Source organism: Neorhizobium huautlense (assembly GCF_002968575.1).
Lineage (GTDB): Bacteria > Pseudomonadota > Alphaproteobacteria > Rhizobiales > Rhizobiaceae > Neorhizobium > Neorhizobium huautlense.
Genome location: NZ_PVBM01000042.1, coordinates 1 through 17,526 on the forward strand (window position 1 = coordinate 1; position 17,526 = coordinate 17,526).

Annotated in this window: 18 protein-coding genes and 5 pseudogenes; 11 read left to right on the plus strand and 12 right to left on the minus strand. The window is 61.3% G+C overall.

The annotated features are described in order from the left end of the window. The 3 genes and pseudogenes from C5L12_RS28610 to C5L12_RS25935 form a co-directional block, all read left to right on the plus strand. Nucleotides 1-241: hypothetical protein (locus C5L12_RS28610; protein WP_205839387.1), on the plus strand; the 241-nt coding region annotated here is incomplete at its 5' end. A 300-nt stretch (nucleotides 242-541) separates the two neighbouring features. Then, a complete protein-coding gene (locus tag C5L12_RS25930; RefSeq protein WP_105374929.1) occupies nucleotides 542-853 on the plus strand; it encodes a hypothetical protein in 312 nt (103 codons plus the stop codon). Between the two features lie 115 nt (nucleotides 854-968). After that, a pseudogene (locus C5L12_RS25935) lies at nucleotides 969-1,786 on the plus strand (ABC transporter substrate-binding protein). 348 nt (nucleotides 1,787-2,134) lie between these two features. On the opposite strand, the pseudogene C5L12_RS25940 reads toward C5L12_RS25935, so the two are convergent. From C5L12_RS25940 to C5L12_RS25975, 8 genes and pseudogenes are all read right to left on the minus strand, one after another. Next, nucleotides 2,135-2,832, minus strand: a pseudogene (locus C5L12_RS25940) (VIT1/CCC1 transporter family protein). Between the two features lie 26 nt (nucleotides 2,833-2,858). Then, nucleotides 2,859-4,736 carry a heavy metal translocating P-type ATPase gene (locus C5L12_RS25945; protein WP_105374946.1) on the minus strand — a complete coding sequence of 626 codons (1,878 nt, stop codon included), beginning with the start codon at nucleotides 4,734-4,736 and terminating at the stop codon, nucleotides 2,859-2,861. Nucleotides 4,737-4,796: 60 nt separating this feature from the next. Next, nucleotides 4,797-5,800, minus strand: a pseudogene (locus C5L12_RS25950) (FAD:protein FMN transferase). Then, nucleotides 5,781-6,667 (minus strand): annotated as a pseudogene (locus C5L12_RS25955) (FAD-binding oxidoreductase); the annotation flags it as partial. The pseudogenes C5L12_RS25950 and C5L12_RS25955, both read right to left, overlap by 20 nt. Nucleotides 6,668-6,838: 171 nt before the next feature. After that, nucleotides 6,839-7,123, minus strand: a pseudogene (locus C5L12_RS25960) (L,D-transpeptidase); the annotation flags it as partial. Nucleotides 7,124-7,223: 100 nt separating this feature from the next. Continuing rightward, nucleotides 7,224-7,703, minus strand: coding sequence for an EF-hand domain-containing protein (locus tag C5L12_RS25965; protein WP_105374931.1), 480 nt, complete (start codon nucleotides 7,701-7,703; stop codon nucleotides 7,224-7,226). A 169-nt stretch (nucleotides 7,704-7,872) separates the two neighbouring features. Continuing rightward, a complete protein-coding gene (locus C5L12_RS25970; protein ID WP_105374932.1) occupies nucleotides 7,873-8,481 on the minus strand; it encodes a DedA family protein in 609 nt (202 codons plus the stop codon). A 1-nt stretch (nucleotide 8,482) separates the two neighbouring features. Further along, nucleotides 8,483-8,848, minus strand: coding sequence for a hypothetical protein (locus tag C5L12_RS25975; protein ID WP_105374933.1), 366 nt, complete (start codon nucleotides 8,846-8,848; stop codon nucleotides 8,483-8,485). Nucleotides 8,849-9,119: 271 nt separating this feature from the next. Here C5L12_RS25975 and C5L12_RS25980 point away from each other — a divergent pair, with 271 nt between their 5' ends. The 8 genes from C5L12_RS25980 to cydB all read left to right on the plus strand — a co-directional run bounded on the left by C5L12_RS25980 (nucleotide 9,120) and on the right by cydB (nucleotide 15,507). Then, nucleotides 9,120-9,566: a sensor histidine kinase gene (locus C5L12_RS25980; RefSeq protein ID WP_105374934.1), complete on the plus strand. Its 447-nt coding sequence runs from the start codon at nucleotides 9,120-9,122 to the stop codon at nucleotides 9,564-9,566. Nucleotides 9,567-9,662: 96 nt separating this feature from the next. After that, nucleotides 9,663-10,961, plus strand: coding sequence for a bifunctional sulfur transferase/dioxygenase Blh (gene blh, locus C5L12_RS25985; protein ID WP_105374935.1), 1,299 nt, complete (start codon nucleotides 9,663-9,665; stop codon nucleotides 10,959-10,961). Beyond that, nucleotides 10,952-11,299, plus strand: coding sequence for a sulfite-sensing transcriptional repressor BigR (gene bigR, locus C5L12_RS25990; RefSeq protein WP_105374936.1), 348 nt, complete (start codon nucleotides 10,952-10,954; stop codon nucleotides 11,297-11,299). Before blh ends, bigR begins: the two co-directional genes overlap by 10 nt. Then, a complete protein-coding gene (locus C5L12_RS25995) occupies nucleotides 11,296-11,706 on the plus strand; it encodes a YeeE/YedE family protein (protein ID WP_105374937.1) in 411 nt (136 codons plus the stop codon). The genes bigR and C5L12_RS25995 overlap by 4 nt, the downstream gene beginning before the upstream one ends. Then, on the plus strand, nucleotides 11,703-12,134 hold the full coding sequence (locus C5L12_RS26000; protein ID WP_105374938.1) for a YeeE/YedE family protein: 432 nt from the start codon (nucleotides 11,703-11,705) through the stop codon (nucleotides 12,132-12,134). Before C5L12_RS25995 ends, C5L12_RS26000 begins: the two co-directional genes overlap by 4 nt. Beyond that, complete coding sequence (locus C5L12_RS26005) at nucleotides 12,131-12,910, plus strand: sulfite exporter TauE/SafE family protein (RefSeq protein ID WP_205839388.1); 780 nt, start codon at nucleotides 12,131-12,133, stop codon at nucleotides 12,908-12,910. The genes C5L12_RS26000 and C5L12_RS26005 overlap by 4 nt, the downstream gene beginning before the upstream one ends. Before the next feature lie 178 nt (nucleotides 12,911-13,088). Then, entirely contained in the window at nucleotides 13,089-14,513 is a 1,425-nt protein-coding gene (locus C5L12_RS26010) for a cytochrome ubiquinol oxidase subunit I (RefSeq protein WP_105374939.1), read from the plus strand. Further along, a complete protein-coding gene (gene cydB, locus C5L12_RS26015) occupies nucleotides 14,503-15,507 on the plus strand; it encodes a cytochrome d ubiquinol oxidase subunit II (RefSeq protein WP_105374940.1) in 1,005 nt (334 codons plus the stop codon). Before C5L12_RS26010 ends, cydB begins: the two co-directional genes overlap by 11 nt. Before the next feature lie 339 nt (nucleotides 15,508-15,846). On the opposite strand, the gene C5L12_RS26025 is transcribed toward cydB, so the two are convergent. From C5L12_RS26025 to C5L12_RS28615, 4 genes are all read right to left on the minus strand, one after another. Next, nucleotides 15,847-16,179: a four-helix bundle copper-binding protein gene (locus C5L12_RS26025; RefSeq protein ID WP_105374942.1), complete on the minus strand. Its 333-nt coding sequence runs from the start codon at nucleotides 16,177-16,179 to the stop codon at nucleotides 15,847-15,849. Then, nucleotides 16,179-16,601 carry a DUF305 domain-containing protein gene (locus C5L12_RS26030; RefSeq protein ID WP_105374943.1) on the minus strand — a complete coding sequence of 141 codons (423 nt, stop codon included), beginning with the start codon at nucleotides 16,599-16,601 and terminating at the stop codon, nucleotides 16,179-16,181. The genes C5L12_RS26025 and C5L12_RS26030 overlap by 1 nt, the downstream gene beginning before the upstream one ends. 34 nt (nucleotides 16,602-16,635) lie before the next feature. Next, nucleotides 16,636-16,962 (minus strand): hypothetical protein, encoded by a 327-nt coding sequence (locus tag C5L12_RS26035; RefSeq protein ID WP_105374944.1) that lies wholly within the window; start codon nucleotides 16,960-16,962, stop codon nucleotides 16,636-16,638. A gap of 348 nt (nucleotides 16,963-17,310) precedes the next feature. Beyond that, the coding region (locus C5L12_RS28615) for a hypothetical protein (protein ID WP_205839389.1) at nucleotides 17,311-17,526 on the minus strand (216 nt) is incomplete at its 5' end.

Here is a 17,526-nt window from a genome sequence, read left to right on the forward strand (position 1 = left end):
AGATAGGGGGGCTGTGTTTCAGGCTGTGCCGGAGACACGTCGAGTGCCCGAATTTCGGTCGTGGCAATCATTGCTATTTCCTATCACCATTGACGTCTGGGCTCTACCGGCCGAGACACGAACTGTTGGTGCTTCGATCGGCGAACGACGCGGCGTTACGAAGCGTAAACAGCAAGTGCACAACGGTGCCTTGGTCTTAGAAGAATTCGAACCAAGTTTTCCAACCCAGGATGAAAAATAAAGGAAGTTTGGCAGCGCAATCGCCAGAACTTTCTCGGTTGCCTTGAACTCAGCCTCGTCTTCTCCATGCGACGTCTAGGTGACAAGGAATAGGATATGCGGGGGAGCGCTTAGTTTACGGATGCGATGTAATCGACCAGAACGGCATGCGCCGTCAAGGACATTGAAGCCTTGAATACTGCCGCTCAGCTTCCCAGATCATCCTCGACCCGCTGGTCCGGGCCCCTCTGGTGATCGTCCTCGGCGCGTTCACGATGTCGGACCTCAAACCGACAGATGCCGCAGGCTACGGGACCAGATTATGATTGCAGATATTGCTGCCTGGATGTTTACACTGTTCGTTGTCGATCCCCTTCACGCCGAGATGCGGCAACATCTCGAACGCGCAAATGCGCCTGTCGAAATCGTGCAGCAGTCGCGGCAGTGCTTGGAGTCCGATGTACCGCGTCTTATCGACAAGGCCGGCGACGAGCCGGGCTGGGCAATTGCCACGGCCATTGGCATCTCGACCGGATGGACATCCCCTGAGACGCTATTTGATGGAGCTGATCCAGCCTGCAGCGCGTTGCGTGGACTAATCGCTACAGAGAACGCACGCGAGATGGAAGGTTGACTTTGGAAACGCCGGGCTGCAAGCGCGCTACCAGCACAGTGTCGATGACTTTGTCTCGTCTCGTACATGAAGCACGCAACCGGGACGGCTGACGATTGCCGACGCTCTCGAGCCGATGGGAAGCGATCACCATAACGACCAGCGAGAAGCCGCTCAAATCGCACAGAGATGCTATAGGGACGAAGATGTTGACATGGTGATTAGCGGCGTCAATTCCGACCCCAGCCTGGCGATGACGGCTGTTGCAGCACAGCACGGCAAGCCGATTTTGGTGGTCGGCGCCGACACGTCGGTTCAAGCACGCGAGCGATCTGCGCCTTCTATCATCCAGTACGCTTATAGCACCGTGGCCCTAGCAACGGTGCCGGGGCTGGCGCTGACGCGCCAGGGACTAAAGCGGTGGTTCTTTGTGACCGCCGACTACCCCTTCGGCCGCGAGCTTCAGGCGCACGGCACGCATGCTATCGAATCGGCTGGCGGCACCGTGGTCGGCTCCGTCAAGAACCCGCACGGAGAGAACGATTTCTCACCCTTTCTCCAGGCGGCGCGCGACAGCAAGGCAGAGGTTCTCGGCCTTGCCAACGGCCATGCGGAGCTACTCAAAGCCATGGCGGCTATGGAGAAGATGAACCTGACCGGGCGCATGAAGCTGGTCGGATTGCTCACCTTCATCGATGACATCCATGAGATGGACTTGAGAAAGCGCAGGATCTTTACCTTGCCGACAGCTGGTTTTGGACGCGCGACACAGAAAGCCGCCAATGGACGGAACGCTTCGACGCCCGTCAAAATCGTATGCCCTCCTCCCTGCAGGCGGCAGATTATTCCGCAACCCTGCAGTACCTGAAAGCCGTGGAAGACGTCGGCAGCACCGAGCCGGCAGCACTTATCGGCCGGTTGCGTAGTACCAGCTTGAACGACATATATACGTGAAGAATGGCCGAATTCGCGAAGACGGCACCATGGTTCACGACATGTATCTGCTTCGCGTGAAAAAGCCGCAGGAATCCCAACGCGACTGGGACTTCTATGAGCCCGTTGCCACGTTTCGGGTGATGAGGCGTTCCCCCGCAGGATTTATCTTAACTTGCGACAGTCGTGGGCGGCTGACACCTTGCGTGAACTGCTCGCTACTGAGGACCGTGTCGGACTGTTTCGTAGCGCCGCTTAGACCCGTCCTCAAGGAATGTTCGCATGGCAACAACGCGTTCTTCTACACTCCTCATGCCCAATGGAAACAGAGACCTGTTCTCCGGCCCCTCTTGCCTTCGTCGCAAAATTCTATCCCAATCTTGCTCCGAATATCCTCCCCGCCGCCGCGGTTGCAGCCATGGCGAGTGCCCCCCAGAAGGTCACACGCACGGCGCCACGGACAATCCCCGCCCCACCGGCGGACGCGCCAAAGCTGCCGAGGACGCTGAGCGCCACCAGCGTGGAGACCGCCACGACGAGTGTGGTCTGCGCCGGTGGTGACAAGAGAGCGACGATCCGGGGAACGACCGCGCCGGCAGCGAAGGTCAAAGCCGAGACTACCGCTGCCTGTTTCGGATGCGCGGTCACCGTCTCGGAGATCCCAAGTTCGTCGCGGGCATGCGTCCCGACGGCGTCACGTTCGGTCAGTTATACGGCGACCTTTTCGGCAAGATCACGATCGAGGCCGCGCTCGACATAGATCCGTGTAAGCTCTTCCAGCTCCGCTTCGGGCGTTTCCGCCAGTTCACGCATTTACCGCGAGAGGTCCGCCTTTTCGGCATCGGTCTGAGAACTGACCGAGACATACTCGCCCGCTGCCATGGACATCGCGCCTGCCACGAGCCCGGCAAGGCCGGCTATCAGGACTTCGGTCTGTCCCGAACCGGCCGCGGCAACGCCCCACGAGGCTTGACGTCGGACGATCCCGTCACTGGCGCCCAGTCCGCTGCGCGGAGCCAGTCGATCCGACGAGCCATATGGATTTCGGCGTGCGGGAGGCGGCTCATGATAGGTATTCCTTCAACTCGGAAATTTACGGCTCCGGTTCAGTCGCAACCGTCGAAGCAGAAGATTCATGCGGTTCGATCCGCAGGGCACGCAGCGCATTCAGGATCACGGCCACATCAATAAGCTCCTGAAGGAGAGCGCCCTGCACCGGCGTGAGATAACCGAAGGCTGCGGCCACCATCCCGAGCACTGACAGACCGATCCCGGCCAAAACGCTTTCGACCGCAATGCGCCTGGAGCGCCGGGCGATCTCGATGCCCGGCCCGAGGCGATCGATCCGGTCTACGAGCAGCACGACGTCGGCAGCCTCTGCCGAAGCTGCAGCACCCCGCGCGCCCATGGCCACACCCACATCCGCGGCGGCGAGCGCCGGAGCATCATTCACGCCATCGCCGACCATCATGACCGGACCGTTCTTGCGCTCGGTCAGGACCAGCAGGACCTTCTGGTCGGGCGTCAGTCCCGTCCGAAGGCCGTCCAGACCAAGGTCTTCGGTCACGCGTTCGGCCACCTCGGCACGATCCCCCGTCGCCAGAAGAATGCGTCCGACGCCTTCCCGCCGCAGTCCCGTCAGCATGGCTTCTGTACCGTCGCGCAAGGGATCGGCCATGACGAGATACCCCGCCAGATGACCGTCCACCGCGACGGCAACGAGGACAGATCCGGCTGCGAGAGCCGGGTGACTGCCTCTCGTTCGCCCGACGCGCCGGGTCACGAATCCGTCGCCGCCCACGATGACCTGGTGGCCATCCACGCTCCCGACAACGCCCTCGCCTGGGATCTCGGTTACCTCCGACGGCACCGGCAAGACGAGGCCACGTTCCTTCGCAGCCGCGACGATGGCCTGGGCGACGGGATGCTTGGATGCCTGATCGAGCGCTGCGGCTAGGCGCAGGATATCGCCTTCGGACATGCTGTCGTGGCTGTCGATCGAGACGATCTGCGGGCGTCCTTCAGTCAATGTGCCCGTCTTGTCGAGGATCAGTGTTCGGATGCGCGCCATCGCCTCGAGCGGCTTCGCCCCTTTGATGAGAACCCCAAAATGCGCCGCCCGTGACAGCCCTGCCACCAATGCCACCGGCACGGCCAGGATGAGGGGACAGGGGGTGGCCACGACCAGAACCGCAACCGCCCGGATCGGATCGCCCGTGAACCACCAGGCGGCCAAGGCAAGCGCGACAGTGACCGCCAGAAAGCCGAGCGACCAGCGATCCGCCAGCCGGGACATCGGCGCCTTCGACCTTTGAGCCTCTTCGACAAGCCGGACGATGCCGGCATAGGTGCTTTCCCTCGCTCGGCGGATTGCCTTCAGGTCGAAGGCCTCGCCGGCATTGGTCGAGCCGCTCATGGCCTCCGCGTCGCGCAAGAGACGGACCGGCAGGGATTCCCCGGTCAGCGGCGAGGTATCGAGAAAAGCCACATCCGAGGCGATCGTTCCATCCACGGGCACGACGTCGCCTTGCCGGATCAGCAAGCGGTCGCCCGGCCTGATCTCGTCGAGCGGCACGTCCGCGAGTTCGCCGTTTTGATGCCTCGTCGCCGTCCGCGGGACACGCGAGAGGAGATCCTGCATCTCCCGCCGTGCCTGGCCTTCGGCGAAGCTCTCAAGGAAGGTGCCGCCCGAATACATCACCGCGACGACGGCCGCGGCCAACGTTTCTCCGAATGTGAGTGCGGCTGACATTGACATTGCTGCGACGATGTCGAGCCCGACCTCGCCTCGCCACAGGCTGCGCAGGATCTCCAGCAGGAGTGCCGCAAGGATGGGGATGGCGCCGACCGTCCAGGGGGTAGCGGCAGCTTCGGTCCTCCCCAAAAAGTGCAGCGCGAGCCCTGACACGAGGCCCGCCAAGGCAACCAGTAGGAGGGCTGTCTTGAAGCGGTCTCTGCTCACATAATCCATTCGGGTCTGTTCCATTTGTCGAGGCCTTCCGCCTTAAAAGCTGCCCATGGATCGGCATTCTCAACCTTGATGTCGGTCAATCGGGGTACCATAGCGCGGGGCGTCCGCCGCACACTCTCTTGAGAAAAGCCGTCCCACCGGGTGCGCGCTGACACCATCTTTGTCGTCGCGCACCAGAAACAGCGCCTCGAGCCCATGCTTCAGGGCGTAGGCGGCACCGGAGTCAGGCCGAAGGATCATCCGCGCGGTCGCCCAGGCATCCGCCTCAGCGCAGGTTCTCGCGACGACGGTGACTGAGGCGGGTGCGTCTGTGACTGGCATGCCGCGGTGCGGGTTCATCGTGTGCGACAGGAGCCGCCCCTGGACCTCGACCCAATGACGATAGTCTCTGGACGTCGCGACGGACGCGTCATGAAGGAGGATCGAGTGCGGAGCCCGGCGGTCGGAGTCGGGCGCCTCGACCGCGATGGCCCACGGCTCACCATCCGGGCGCAGACCTATGGCCCGCATCTCGCCGTCGATACCGACGAGTGCCGACCGGATACCGAAAACGCCGAGCGTCTCGGCCAGCCGATCGACGCCGTAACCCTTGGCGATCCCATTGAGGTCAATTGAGAGCGGCACAAGCTTGCATGCGCGTCCGTCGGATACGTCCAGCACAAGCAGATCGTACCCTGGCTGCCGGTCCACAGCCATGGCCGCGCGAATGCGTACCGGGTCCGCTACTCCGGGACCGAAGCCCCAAGCGGTGACGGCATCGCCCATGCCGATGTCGAACGCCCGGCCGGAGGCACGCCCGATCTCGAGCCCGAGGCGCAAGACTTCGAGAAGCCGTGCCGGGAGCGGCACCCAGTCCCCCCCGGCGCTTCGTTCAGGCGCGTCAAGTCGCTGTCGGACTTCCAGGAGGACATCTGCGTGTCCACCTCGTCCACCGCTGCCTGCAGGGCCAACCGGACCGGTGCGGAATCGAAACCGCCCTCAGTGAAGAACAGGGCAGACCAGCGCGAGCCCATTGTCAGGCCGTTCAACGCATGGCGCACAAGTTCAGAAGACGTCTTCGACATAGCGCCCCTCCGCCTTCAGCGCTACCGGCGTAAGCCCGACAGGCGCGAGAATGTCGGCAAGCGCGTCGGCAACCCCGGCCGCCTGTCTCGTCCGCCGCATACCATCACCCGCGCTCCGTCACGGATCAGCCGGGCGACCTCGGCGCCTTCCGCCCGCAAGGCGTCCTGTACGTAGAGGGGCCTTGGTCCGCGCGAAACGGCCGTGACCAGTCGCGAAAGCCGGCCTTCCGTTTGCCAGTGCGAGAGCTCCTCGTCATAGAGGAAGTCGCTGTCCGGGTGGCGCATGCCGAAGAACAGGTGGTGCTGACGCTGGGCCGGGTTGCCCCGGATGAAGCCGGCGAGCGGCCCGATCCCGGTGCCTGCGCCGACCAGGATCAAGGGGGCAGGGCCGCGCGCGACATGGAACCGGGGATTGGGCCGCAGAAACGCGGAAATCGTGTCCCCCAGCTCGAGCGCCACAAGCTGCCCGGAGCAGAGGCCGCCCGGGTGCTTTCTGACTACAATTTCGATAAAGCCGTCGCGGCGTCCGGAGGCAAGCGAGTAGAAGCGCGGCACGGCCGATCCTTCGGGCAGTACGCCGAGCAGATCACCGGCGCGGAAACCCGCGAAGCCACTTCCAGTCAAGCGCCGCCAGAGCGAAACCTTCGGCAGGGCAAACCGAAGGATTGCTGTCGGCGCCTGCACTTCGGCTCCGTAGTCGCGGCGCGAGACCAGCGTCAGTCCCTCTGTTGCCGGCGCAACTGACTGGTGTGAGAGCTCGAGGTCTATCCCCAGAGCTTGCCCGAGCTCCTGGCCCCAGCGCGCAAAGTCCTGCGGGGATTGCCGATCCACAGTGTCGAAGGGCAGGAGAAGTTCCCATCCCTGCGCAGAACGACTTCATGGCGGGCATTGCGTCCGGTGAGATCGACACGGAGGCCAAAAAGCAAAAACTCCGCGAGGCTTACGCCGAGGAGCTTTTAAAGAGGTCTCCCGAGTGGGAGAATTTACAAGTTTCGTTGGTTGCGGGGGGGGGCGATGCCGCGACGGCTGCCTCTTCCGCTATGCTGTCTGGGGCGGTTCGAGAGCCTTCTGATGGACGACGATAGGCGCATGATACGGAACGCGCTCGTGGAGATCTATCATGTTCTGGTTCACGAGCCGGACGCATCCGGAAGATGTCGCCTTGCCGATCGAGGCCCATTCGGGCGTTCCGTGGAGACGGTATAAGGTGTCCTTGCCGCCCTGGAAGATGTAGAGCGCGCGTGCGCCGAGCGTGTTTGCGATGCCTGGCTCCATCCTGCCTTCCTCGACCGAATATCTTGCAAGGTGAGCGATCATATTGGAGGACCGCGGCAGGTTGCGATGTCCCTACCATCGGCACGACGCCGCGACTGAAGATCATTGGCCAGGGGCGAGGCAAGGCGGATCACTGCAGCTACTCAGATCAGAGCCAACGGCCGCGCCGATATTCCCATGGGTTCACCTGTCCGTCGCCGTCCTGATCGGCGGCTTTGAAATGAGCTTGGGCTGCCGCAAGGAACTCCGCCTTTGTAACGGAGCCATTCTTGTCAGCGTCCATCTCGCCGAAGCGGGCTTCCTTATTGGCCTGCATGGCAGCCCGACGCTCTGTATTCCAGCCCCAGCCGGGGCCCATCCGGACAGCCATGTATTCGTCTTTTGTGATCTCTCCGTCATCATCGGCATCCATGGCCGTGAACACATCCTCCGCTGACGCGGCTGCCTCTTCGCTGCTGATCCGGCCGTCATCGTTCTGGTCAATAATGGCAGCGCGGCCACTTCCATTCATCATTCCAGGTCCCATTCGTGCGCCGGACCAGGGGCCGTAGCCCTGCGCAAATGCGCCGGATGCCAGGAGGACAGTTGCGGCCAAAGCAGCGACCCGAAGCGAACGTCGTCTTTCCATGATGCTTCTCCTTTTCCCTTCATCGGGATTTCAGAGAACCATCTCAGCGGCTGGGCTTCATTGATCCCCATCAATCTGATGCTGACGGCGCGCCGCACCAAGCCTGAAATCCCGGTTTTCGGTTTATGGGAGCGCTTCGGCATGTAGTACTTTGGATCAACCGCCGGTGTTATGAGGGACCGGCGCGCTTCCTTCCGGCCAACAATGACATGAGTTTCCAACCCAAAAAAACCGTCATGACGACAGACGCAGCCAACCAGGTCGCGTTGCCTAGGAGATCTGCTACTTTCTGAATACTTCTGCTGAACGCCACCCCCAAGCTCATGTAAGCGCCGACCCAGATTGCCTCACCCAAGGCATCCCAGACCGAAAAACGGACCCACGAATAGCGACTCATCCCCGCGAAAAGATTTACATATGGTCCGAGTGGACTGAGCAGCCAGCGGCTGAAGAATATCCCCGCATCTCCCCATCGCGTTTCAAGCTGCTCGGCCTGTTTCAGCGCTTTATCTAGCCATTGAATGCTCTGCGCCATCTTGAACAGCCGAGATGAAGCCGAGCGCCCGAGGAGATATCCGGCCTGATCCCCGGCGATGGCGCCGGAAAGGCCGGCAACGAAGAATGGCAGGAGGGTCAACTCCCCTTGCTCAGCAAAAGAGCCGATGGCCAACATGACAAGCGACGTCGGGAATGGCACCCCGAGGCAATTCACCATCAGGACGATGAACAACGCATAGACGCCCTGTTCGTCGATCAGGATGAAAAGCCACTCCGCCATTCTACTGGCCCGCAGGATTGCGACCAGGTTCGATGTCCTGATTGCGTTTAGCGGCAATCGCCTCTTCGAGAGTTCTACGGACCTCCGCGAATGACTTGCCCTGCTTCCTTGCTATTTCGCCCAATGGGCTTCGATCACGTACGCCTGCCGGAAGCCCCAACGCTGTCTGCAGCAGGATCGGGGAGACGCCATGCGAATTAGCCACATAACCGAGCGGCATCCACTCCTCTATTGGCTCGTCTTGGTGACTGGACCAGTAAATCGTCCGAACAGCTAGTCGCACCGCAAGGAAACCGGATATGCCTGCCGTTAGCGTGAAAGCGGCAAGCAGTGCTACGAAAATCTTTCGCTCCGGAAGAAATTTCATTGAGCCTTTCCCCCCTGGAGCCGACCCTGCTCACGAGCGTTGCGCGTCTCCGGTCGATTTACGAATGAGGCCGCAAGGGCGGGAGCAACTTGGCGCGGTTCCCCAACATCCGATATATCTATTTTGTCTTCATTGCGTTCATAAGCACCTCCCCTTTGGTAATCCTGCCCTTCAAGCGCTGCGGTCACCTTGATGCCGATCAATCGCAAGCCCCGGCTGCCGGCAAGCACTGAACAACCAAAGCGGGTCGCATTCAGGAGCCCCTCATCCTATGTTACCAATACTCCTGCCGCCAATGCTGGATGCCGCGCCCGCGACACTCGCCTCGACCAAAGGCGCTTCCGCCGACGAGCTGATAGACGTATCGGTGCTGCTCTCGGAAGTCACTTCTGAACTGGAAACACAGCTATCGAACGCCGACGTCCGGGTTGCCGTCGAGGTCGCCGACACGAGCCCCGCGCCCGTCGAAATAAGGGCAGACCGGGTGCTGGTGCGTCTCGTGGCGCGCAATCTGATAGAGAACGCTATCCAGCACTCCCCCAAGGGCGGCGAGGTTAGTCGCCGCGTGCGAGGCTCAGAACAGGAGCAGCACGTCGTCGTTGAAAATCTCGACCAGGGGCCTGGTCATGGAAGCGGGCTCGGGCTGTCGATCGTCCAGATGGCTCTCGACCGCCTGGGAGGTAGCCGGCATTCGAGAGAGGAAGCCGCTGGTTCGTGAAAGCCTCGTTCCCTGTCTGAGCCTTGGACTGGCTTGACATAATAACATTATATATTATTATATATCATATATCGAATTTTGAATAGGAAGCCAGTCATGCCTGTAACCAAATTGTCCGAGAAGCTTTCGATCTCGTCGCAGCCCAGCATTGATGACATCCAATCGCTTCGCCACGAAGGGTTTAGTACCATTATCAACAACCGACCGGATAACGAAGAGCCCGGACAGCCGGGAACAGAGACCGAGGCCCAAGAAGCGAAACACTGCAAGCTGTCCTATTCCTTCATCCCGGTCACCGCAGCCTCGATCACCGAGGCGGACGTACGTGCTTTTCAGCGTGCGGTAGATGAATCTGAAGGTCCCGTCCTCGCCCATTGCCAAACCGGCAAGCGCTCGCTGAACCTCTACCTGATCGGTGAGGTCCTTGACGGACGCATGACTGCCGACGAGGTCGTCGAATTCGGACGCAGCCGCGGCTTCGACACAAGCGCCTCTGCCATTTGGCTTGAGACACACGCGTCGCATCGACCGCAGGTCAAGGGCTTTTTCGACAAGCGCACCTGGAGTGTTCAGTATGTGGTTTCTGATCCAGTAACGAACAAATGCGCCATCATCGATCCGGTGCTCGATTTCGACGAGAAGGCCGGAGCGACCGCGACCATCAATGCCGACGCAATCCTCGACTACGTCCGCGACAAGGGGTTGACCGTGGAGTGGATCCTCGACACCCATCCGCATGCCGACCACTTCTCTGCGGCCCAGTATCTGAAGGAGAAGACCGGTGCCCGCTCCGCCATCGGCGAGCGCGTCATGGATGTCCAGAAACTCTGGAAGGGCATCTACAATTGGCCGGAGCTTGCCACCGACGGCTCCCAATGGGACCGGCTGTTCGCCCATGGCGAGACATTCAAGGTCGGATCTATCGATGCGAAGGTCCTGTTCTCACCCGGACACACGCTCGCCTCGATTACCTATGTGGTCGGTGACGCCGCGTTCGTCCATGACACGCTGTTCATGCCCGACAGCGGCACGGCGCGCGCCGACTTCCCCGGCGGCGACGCCCGCATCCTGTGGAAGTCGATCCAGGACATCCTCGCACTCCCGGACGAGACCCGCATCTTCACCGGACATGACTACCAGCCGGACGGTCGCGCGCCTCGCTGGGAAAGCACTGTCGCCGAGCAAAGGAAGTCCAACCCGCATATTGCCGGAGTGACCGAAGAGCAGTTCGTGGCGCTGCGGACGAAGCGCGACAAGACGCTGCCGATGCCGATGCTCATTTTGCATGCGCTTCAGGTGAACATCCGGGGCGGGCGTCTGCCGGAGCCGGAGGCCAACGGTAAGCGCTACCTCAAGTTCCCGCTCGATGCATTGCAGGGAGCGGCATGGGAATGAGCACCAATACTAAGACGACGATGAAGGCGGAGCTCTCCCCCTCCGAGATGGCCGGCCGGGCCGGAGAGGTCGCCAATCTCCTGAAGACGTTGTCCCACCAGGCGCGTCTGATGATCGTCTGCAAGCTGGTCGAAGGCGAGTTTTCGGTCAGCGAACTCGAGGAAAAGCTCGACATCCATCAGCCGCATCTTTCCCAGCATCTGACGGTGCTGCGGAGCTCCGGAACTGTCGAAACACGGCGGGAGGGAAAGCAGATCTTCTACCGGCTAGCCGAAGAGAAGGCCGCACAACTGGTCTCCGCCCTCTATGACATCTTCTGCGTAAAGGGAGAGACATGAACATCTATCTCCAGTCTCTGGCCGGCGGCATGCTGATCGGCGTATCCGCGGTCATGCTCCTGCTTCTGAACGGCCGGATCGCCGGGATCAGCGGGATTGTCGGGCGTCTGGCCCAAGGCGTCGAACTGACCACCAATCTCGCCTTCGTGCTGGGACTGCTGCTTGGTCCGCTGGTGTACCTGCTTGCATTCGACGGATGGCCGACCGTCGAGATCGCAGCGGGCTGGCCGCTGATCATCGTCGCCGGACTGCTGGTCGGCTTCGGTTCTCGCATGGGCTCCGGATGCACCAGCGGCCACGGCGTGCTCGGGCTTGCCCGCCTCTCTCCACGATCCATGGTGGCCGTCGCCACCTTCCTGTCGGCCGGCGTGGTCGCAGTCACCGTTCTACGAGGTCTCGGACTATGAACAGAAACATCTATCAGTTCGGCGCCGCGCTCTTGTCCGGCATCGTCTTCGGCTTCGGCCTGTCGCTCTCGGGCATGCTCAATCCGGTTCGCGTCCAGGGCTTCCTCGACGTCTTCGGCAACTGGGATCCAAGTCTTGCCTTCGTTCTTGGCGGCGCCGTCGCCGTCGCCTTCATCGGCGTACAGGTGATGAAGAAGATGCGCCATCCCGCCTTCGACGACAGCTTCCATGTTCCCACGAGCCGGAGGATCGACGGGCCGCTGGTCACCGGCTCGGCCCTCTTCGGCCTCGGCTGGGGAATAGGCGGCTTTTGTCCCGGCCCTGCCGTCGCTTCTCTGTCGGTTGTAATTCCACAGACGTTGCTGTTCGTGGTCGCCATGCTCATCGGTATGACACTTTACGACCAGGTCTGGAGCAGAAAGACATGAGTCCTTCCGTTCTGTCGGCCGTCGGTTCCGGCGGGATCGTCGGCTTCATGCTGGGCCTGCTCGGCGGCGGCGGCTCGATCCTGGCGACCCCGCTCCTCCTCTACGTCGTCGGCGTCGCTCAACCTCATATCGCGATCGGAACCGGCGCGCTTGCGGTCTCGGTCAACGCCTTCGCCAACTTCGCGAGCCACGCCATCAAGGGTCACGTGTGGTGGCGCTGCGCCGCGGTCTTTTCGGCGCTCGGCGTCCTTGGCGCTCTTGCCGGCTCCAGCCTTGGCAAGGCGATGGATGGAGACCGGCTGATCTTCCTGTTCGGCATTCTGATGGTCGTCGTCGGCGCCCTGATGCTCAAGCCGAGGAAGCCGACCTCCGTCGAAAACCGGCCGGTCGACCTCAGGATGTGCCTGGTCACCGCAGCGGTCGCATTAGCCGCCGGCGCGGCTTCCGGCTTCTTCGGGATCGGCGGCGGCTTCCTGATCGTGCCAGGCCTAATGCTGGCGACCGGCATGCCGATGATCAACGCGATCGGCACGTCGCTCCTGTCAGTCGGCGCGTTCGGGCTGGCGACTGCGCTGAACTACGCCGCCTCCGGCCTCGTGGACTGGTGGCTTGCTGCCGAGTTTATCGGTGGAGGCGTCGCAGGCGGCATCCTCGGCATGATGCTGGCCACACGGCTCAGCGCTTACAAGAACATCCTCAACCGTCTCTTCGCGGCGCTTATCTTCGTTGTCGCGGGCTACATCTTCTACCGTAGCTGGGGGGCGACGACGGCTTGATGTCAACCCCGCCCGGCGCCTCGGGACGTGACATACCGACGCGCGACGCAGGGTGTGGTTGGCCTGGACAGATATCTCCCTACGTTGGGGTTCGACAGGCCGATCCATTCAGTCACGATGCCGCGCCGGAACCGGGGCGGCGGCACTAAGTTCGAGGGTCTTCAACAATGGAGTCGTCATGACCTTCCTCGGTTTCGATGCGGAGATGCTGGCGCGAATGCAGTTCGCGTTCACCGTCTCGTTCCACTTCCTGTTTCCCGCCTTTTCGATCGGGACGGCAAGCTACCTCGCCGTCCTGAACGCGCTCTGGCTCTGGAAGCGCGACGAAGCCTATCTCAAGCTCTTCGAATACTGGAAGACGATCTTCGCAGTGACCTTCGCCATGGGCGTCGTATCGGGGATTGTGATGAGCTACCAGTTCGGCACCAACTGGTCCGCCTTCTCGGACAAGGCGGGCCCGGTCATCGGACCGCTGATGGGCTACGAGGTCCTTACCGCCTTCTTCCTTGAGGCGGGCTTCCTCGGCATCGCCCTGTTCGGCCGCAAACGCGTCGGAGACACGGCCCACATGGTGGCTGTCGCCATGGTCGCGATAGGAACGCTGATCTCGGCGACGTGGATCACGGCGGCCAATAGCTGGATGCATACGCCGGCTGGATTCGGAGTCGACGCCAATGACGTCTTCGTTCCTCAGGACTGGTGGAAGATCATCTTCAACCCGTCCTTCCCATATAGGATGACCCATACCGTGATGGCGGCTTTCCTGACCACCGCCTTCGCAGTGGGCGCAGTCGGCGCCTTGCATCTGCTGAAGGACCGGACGAACCGCCAGGCCCGGATCATGTTCTCGATGGCGATGTGGATGGCGGCAATCGTTACTCCGATACAGATCTTCGTCGGCGACCTGCATGGCCTGAACACGCTCGAACATCAGCCTGCGAAGATCGCAGCCATGGAAGGACATTACGAGACGCACAAGAACGGCGCTCCTCTCGTCCTGTTCGGCATTCCGGACGACGAGGCGGAGACAACCCGCTACGCGGTCGAGGTGCCGAAGCTCGGCTCGCTGATCCTAACGCATGAGCTAAACGGCGAGATCAAGGGTCTGAAGGAATGGCCCCGCGACCAGCGTCCTCCGGCGCTCATGCCGTTCATCACCTTCCGGATCATGGTAGGCCTCGGCTTTCTGATGCTCGGCGTCGGGCTTTGGTCTCTTTGGGCGCGCTGGAAGGGAACCCTTTATGACACGCCGTGGCTCCACCGTGTCGCGGTGGCAATGGGAGGTTCCGGCTTCGTAGCGGTGCTTGCCGGCTGGTACACGACCGAGGTCGGCCGTCAGCCCTGGACGGTGTACGGGCACCTTCGGACCGCCGAGAGTCTTTCGCCGGTCTCCGCTCCCGCAGTCGGGACCTCGCTGCTCATCTTCATCGCCGTCTACTTCGTGGTCTTCGGTGTGGGCGTCTATTATCTGCTGAAGCTCATGCGGCGGTCGCCGACCCCTCTGGATGCGGATCAAGAACTGGATGCTGGTCCGATCCGGACGGCGGGCATTATGCCAGGTGCTGCACAGGATCATCCGATTGGAGGACGACATGGACATTGATCTTTCCTTCGTCTGGGCAGGGATCATCGCCTTCGCGGTCCTCGCCTATGTCGTGCTGGACGGCTTCGACCTCGGAACCGGCATCGTCTTCCCGTTCTTCCGCCAGAGGCGCGACCGCGATGTGATGACGAACTCGATCGCTCCCGTCTGGGATGGCAACGAGACATGGCTGGTGCTCGGCGGCGGCGGCCTCATGGCCGTGTTCCCGCTGGCCTACGCGATCATCATGCCGGCGCTTTACATGCCGATCATCCTGATGCTGGTCAGCCTGATCTTCCGGGGCGTCGCCTTCGAGTTCCGGTGGCGCACGCACCACGAGTCGCACCTTTGGGACTTCGGCTTCTGGATCGGATCATCGGTCGCGGCTCTGATGCAGGGGATTGCTCTTGGAGCTCTCGTACAGGGTATTACCGTCGAGGGAAGGCAGTATGCTGGCGGCTGGTGGGACTGGCTCACCCCCTTCTCGATCATGACCGGCGTTGCGGTTCTCATCGGCTATGCGCTGCTCGGGGTGACGTGGCTTAATCTAAAGACGTCCGGAGAGATCCAGGCCCGGTCTGCAAAGCTCGCGCGTCCACTGAGTCTCGGTCTCCTGGCGCTGATCGGCGCGGTGTCGCTCTGGACGCCGTTCATCAACGAGATATACTTCGAACGATGGTTCGGCTGGCCGACCGCCTTCTTCTCTTCCCTCGTGCCGCTGATGCTTGCGCTTTGCGCGTTTTTGCTCTGGCACGGCCTCACTCACGGCAAGCATCTGCAGCCCTTCCTGTCGGCGCTCGGCCTGTTCGTGCTGAGCTTCGTCGGCCTGGGGATCAGCTTCTATCCGTACATGATTCCCGGCGTGCTCACGATCAGGGACGCCGCCGCTCCGGCGAGTTCGCTGAAGTTCCTGCTCGTGGGAGCCGTCGTGCTCGTCCCCATGATCCTTGCCTACACTGCCTACGCCTATTGGGTCTTCCGCGGCAAGATCGACCCGCAAGAGGGATACCACTGATGGGTGAGGCTCTTCGAAAGACGGCGTGGTTTATCGGGCTGTGGCTGGCCGGCGTCGGAACCGTCGCCGCCGTAGGTCTGGTGGTTAGAGCATTTCTGGCTTGCGCATGTTGTTCGCAGCGCACCTGCGAATTCAGCGCGTTTTCTGACGTCCGCGAGATCGAGCAAGCACGAGGCTGCGGCCATTCGACTGGCCCCGATTTTCGGAGCTGATTTACGTGTACCATTTGTCTTGATGTAGGGCCTCACCGTCAGCGGTTAGAAGCTCCTCTCAAAACGAACATCCCCGCCGGCTCGAGGTGGCGAACCCGACCGGACCATTGCCGGGTTCGCCTCTCCATCAGGTGGCCATCTTCTCGCAGCTATCCGCACACTTCCTGCAGGCGTCGACGCAGCTCTGCATGTCGCCGATACGTTCGCAGTCGTCAGCGCACTGGCGGCAGATCTCCGCACATTCCTGGCAGGTGTGCCTGTGGTGTTCGGTGCCGATCAGCATTAGGTGGGCGGACGTCCTGCACATCTCCGCGCAGGCCATCATAAGCTTGAAATGGGAGGGTTCGGTGTGCTTCCCGCCCATCTCGAGGCAGTGCCCCATCACCATCGAGAGGCACTCGCGATAGCACACGAGGCAGTTGTCGATGCATTCCTTCATCTCGGTAGACATGTGGTGCATCACTTCGCCTCCTTCTCGACCCAGGCAGTCAGTTCCTTGATCTCCTTGGTTTGGTCGTCGATGATCTTCTGGGCCTGCGCCTTCGTCTCGGCGTTCTTGCCGTACTTAAGCTCAACCTGCGCCATGCTGATCGCTCCCATGTGGTGGGCGATCATTCCGCAGGCGAAGGACACGTCCGGATCCTTCTTCATCATGCCCTGCACCATGTTCATGTTCATGGCTTTCATGCCGTCCATCGATTCCTTTTGGAATTCGGCCATGCCAGACATCTCGTGGCCCTGCATGGACATGTCGCCGCCCGACGACATTTCTGACTTGCACTTGGACGGATAGGCCGTCTGGGCCGACGCCGGACCGGCCGTTGCGATTGCAGCCGGGGAAAGAAGCGCACTTGCGATTGCGATCTTGATTACGTTGTTCATGTTGAACTCCCGTTTCGTAAGAATGTCTTCATGGTCACGTAGCAAGAGGTCGTGGAGGCGGATCGATAGAGGTCACCAGCAGCAGGGGCTGCTCGACCTTTACATGGGAATGAGGCCTGTCCTGAATCGCCGAGGGTAGCCGCGGCGAAGGAAGGTGCGGCAGCATCGGACAGCAGTGCATGCTGCCGCAGCAGCCCGCTTGGACATCCGTATCGTCATGATGGTCGACCGAACCGTCATCATGAGCCGTCTGGCAATGATGCGGAGATGCGGCAGCCGGCACCACGGCGGACAAGTTCATCAGCACCACCGCGACGGCGAAGGCGCATAGGACGGACCGTAGGCCAGGCTTGAGATTCATCCGGCACTCCCGAGGTTGCTGCGCGAACATCGCAGGAGGAAGAAAGTTCCAGCTTTCGTGCGTATGTGGAATGGGAAACGTGGGCGACTCCGGCTCGCAGAATTATAAGTCGGCGACAACCTATAGATCAGCGTCGGAGCCGAAGGTGCGGATGATCACGATCACGAACCAGCCCGTCGGCACCCACAAACCTGTCTGACGCTTTGGAAAGTCGTCAGCGGCCACCGCCGCTGGAGGCAATGCTGTAAGCAGTGCGAAACCGGAAGAAGTTTAACTGACATATTGTCCTGGTCCTTTATTTGTTTGTTTGTTTGTTTGAGAATGCGAGGCCCAACAGGACACCTTCTATCAACGAAAATCGCCAACACCGTTGTTTTCCACCCGCACTGTATCCACAACCTCGAGAATGGCGGCAATGACCACATCGGGCCGAGTGAACTGGATATAGTGTCCGGAATCAGCCACCAGCTGATGACGGCTGCGCGTTGACCAGGAAGCCTCGTCGTCATGCAGCTTCCTCCAAACTTCACGACGACGCGTGTCCGCCTGCCGAGACATGTTCTC

Coding starts and splice junctions, on each gene's coding strand:
- C5L12_RS26010 (WP_105374939.1), top strand. CDS start 13,089: ATGACCTTCCTCGGTTTCGATGCGGAGATGCTGGCGCGAATGCAGTTC.
- C5L12_RS26005 (WP_205839388.1), top strand. CDS start 12,131: ATGAGTCCTTCCGTTCTGTCGGCCGTCGGTTCCGGCGGGATCGTCGGC.
- C5L12_RS25995 (WP_105374937.1), top strand. CDS start 11,296: ATGAACATCTATCTCCAGTCTCTGGCCGGCGGCATGCTGATCGGCGTA.
- C5L12_RS25975 (WP_105374933.1), bottom strand. CDS start 8,848: ATGAAATTTCTTCCGGAGCGAAAGATTTTCGTAGCACTGCTTGCCGCT.
- cydB (WP_105374940.1), top strand. CDS start 14,503: ATGGACATTGATCTTTCCTTCGTCTGGGCAGGGATCATCGCCTTCGCG.
- C5L12_RS26000 (WP_105374938.1), top strand. CDS start 11,703: ATGAACAGAAACATCTATCAGTTCGGCGCCGCGCTCTTGTCCGGCATC.
- C5L12_RS25945 (WP_105374946.1), bottom strand. CDS start 4,736: ATGGATTATGTGAGCAGAGACCGCTTCAAGACAGCCCTCCTACTGGTT.
- blh (WP_105374935.1), top strand. CDS start 9,663: ATGCCTGTAACCAAATTGTCCGAGAAGCTTTCGATCTCGTCGCAGCCC.
- bigR (WP_105374936.1), top strand. CDS start 10,952: ATGGGAATGAGCACCAATACTAAGACGACGATGAAGGCGGAGCTCTCC.
- C5L12_RS26030 (WP_105374943.1), bottom strand. CDS start 16,601: ATGAACAACGTAATCAAGATCGCAATCGCAAGTGCGCTTCTTTCCCCG.
- C5L12_RS25965 (WP_105374931.1), bottom strand. CDS start 7,703: ATGGAAAGACGACGTTCGCTTCGGGTCGCTGCTTTGGCCGCAACTGTC.
- C5L12_RS25980 (WP_105374934.1), top strand. CDS start 9,120: ATGTTACCAATACTCCTGCCGCCAATGCTGGATGCCGCGCCCGCGACA.
- C5L12_RS25970 (WP_105374932.1), bottom strand. CDS start 8,481: ATGGCGGAGTGGCTTTTCATCCTGATCGACGAACAGGGCGTCTATGCG.
- C5L12_RS26025 (WP_105374942.1), bottom strand. CDS start 16,179: ATGCACCACATGTCTACCGAGATGAAGGAATGCATCGACAACTGCCTC.
- C5L12_RS26035 (WP_105374944.1), bottom strand. CDS start 16,962: ATGAATCTCAAGCCTGGCCTACGGTCCGTCCTATGCGCCTTCGCCGTC.
- C5L12_RS25930 (WP_105374929.1), top strand. CDS start 542: ATGATTGCAGATATTGCTGCCTGGATGTTTACACTGTTCGTTGTCGAT.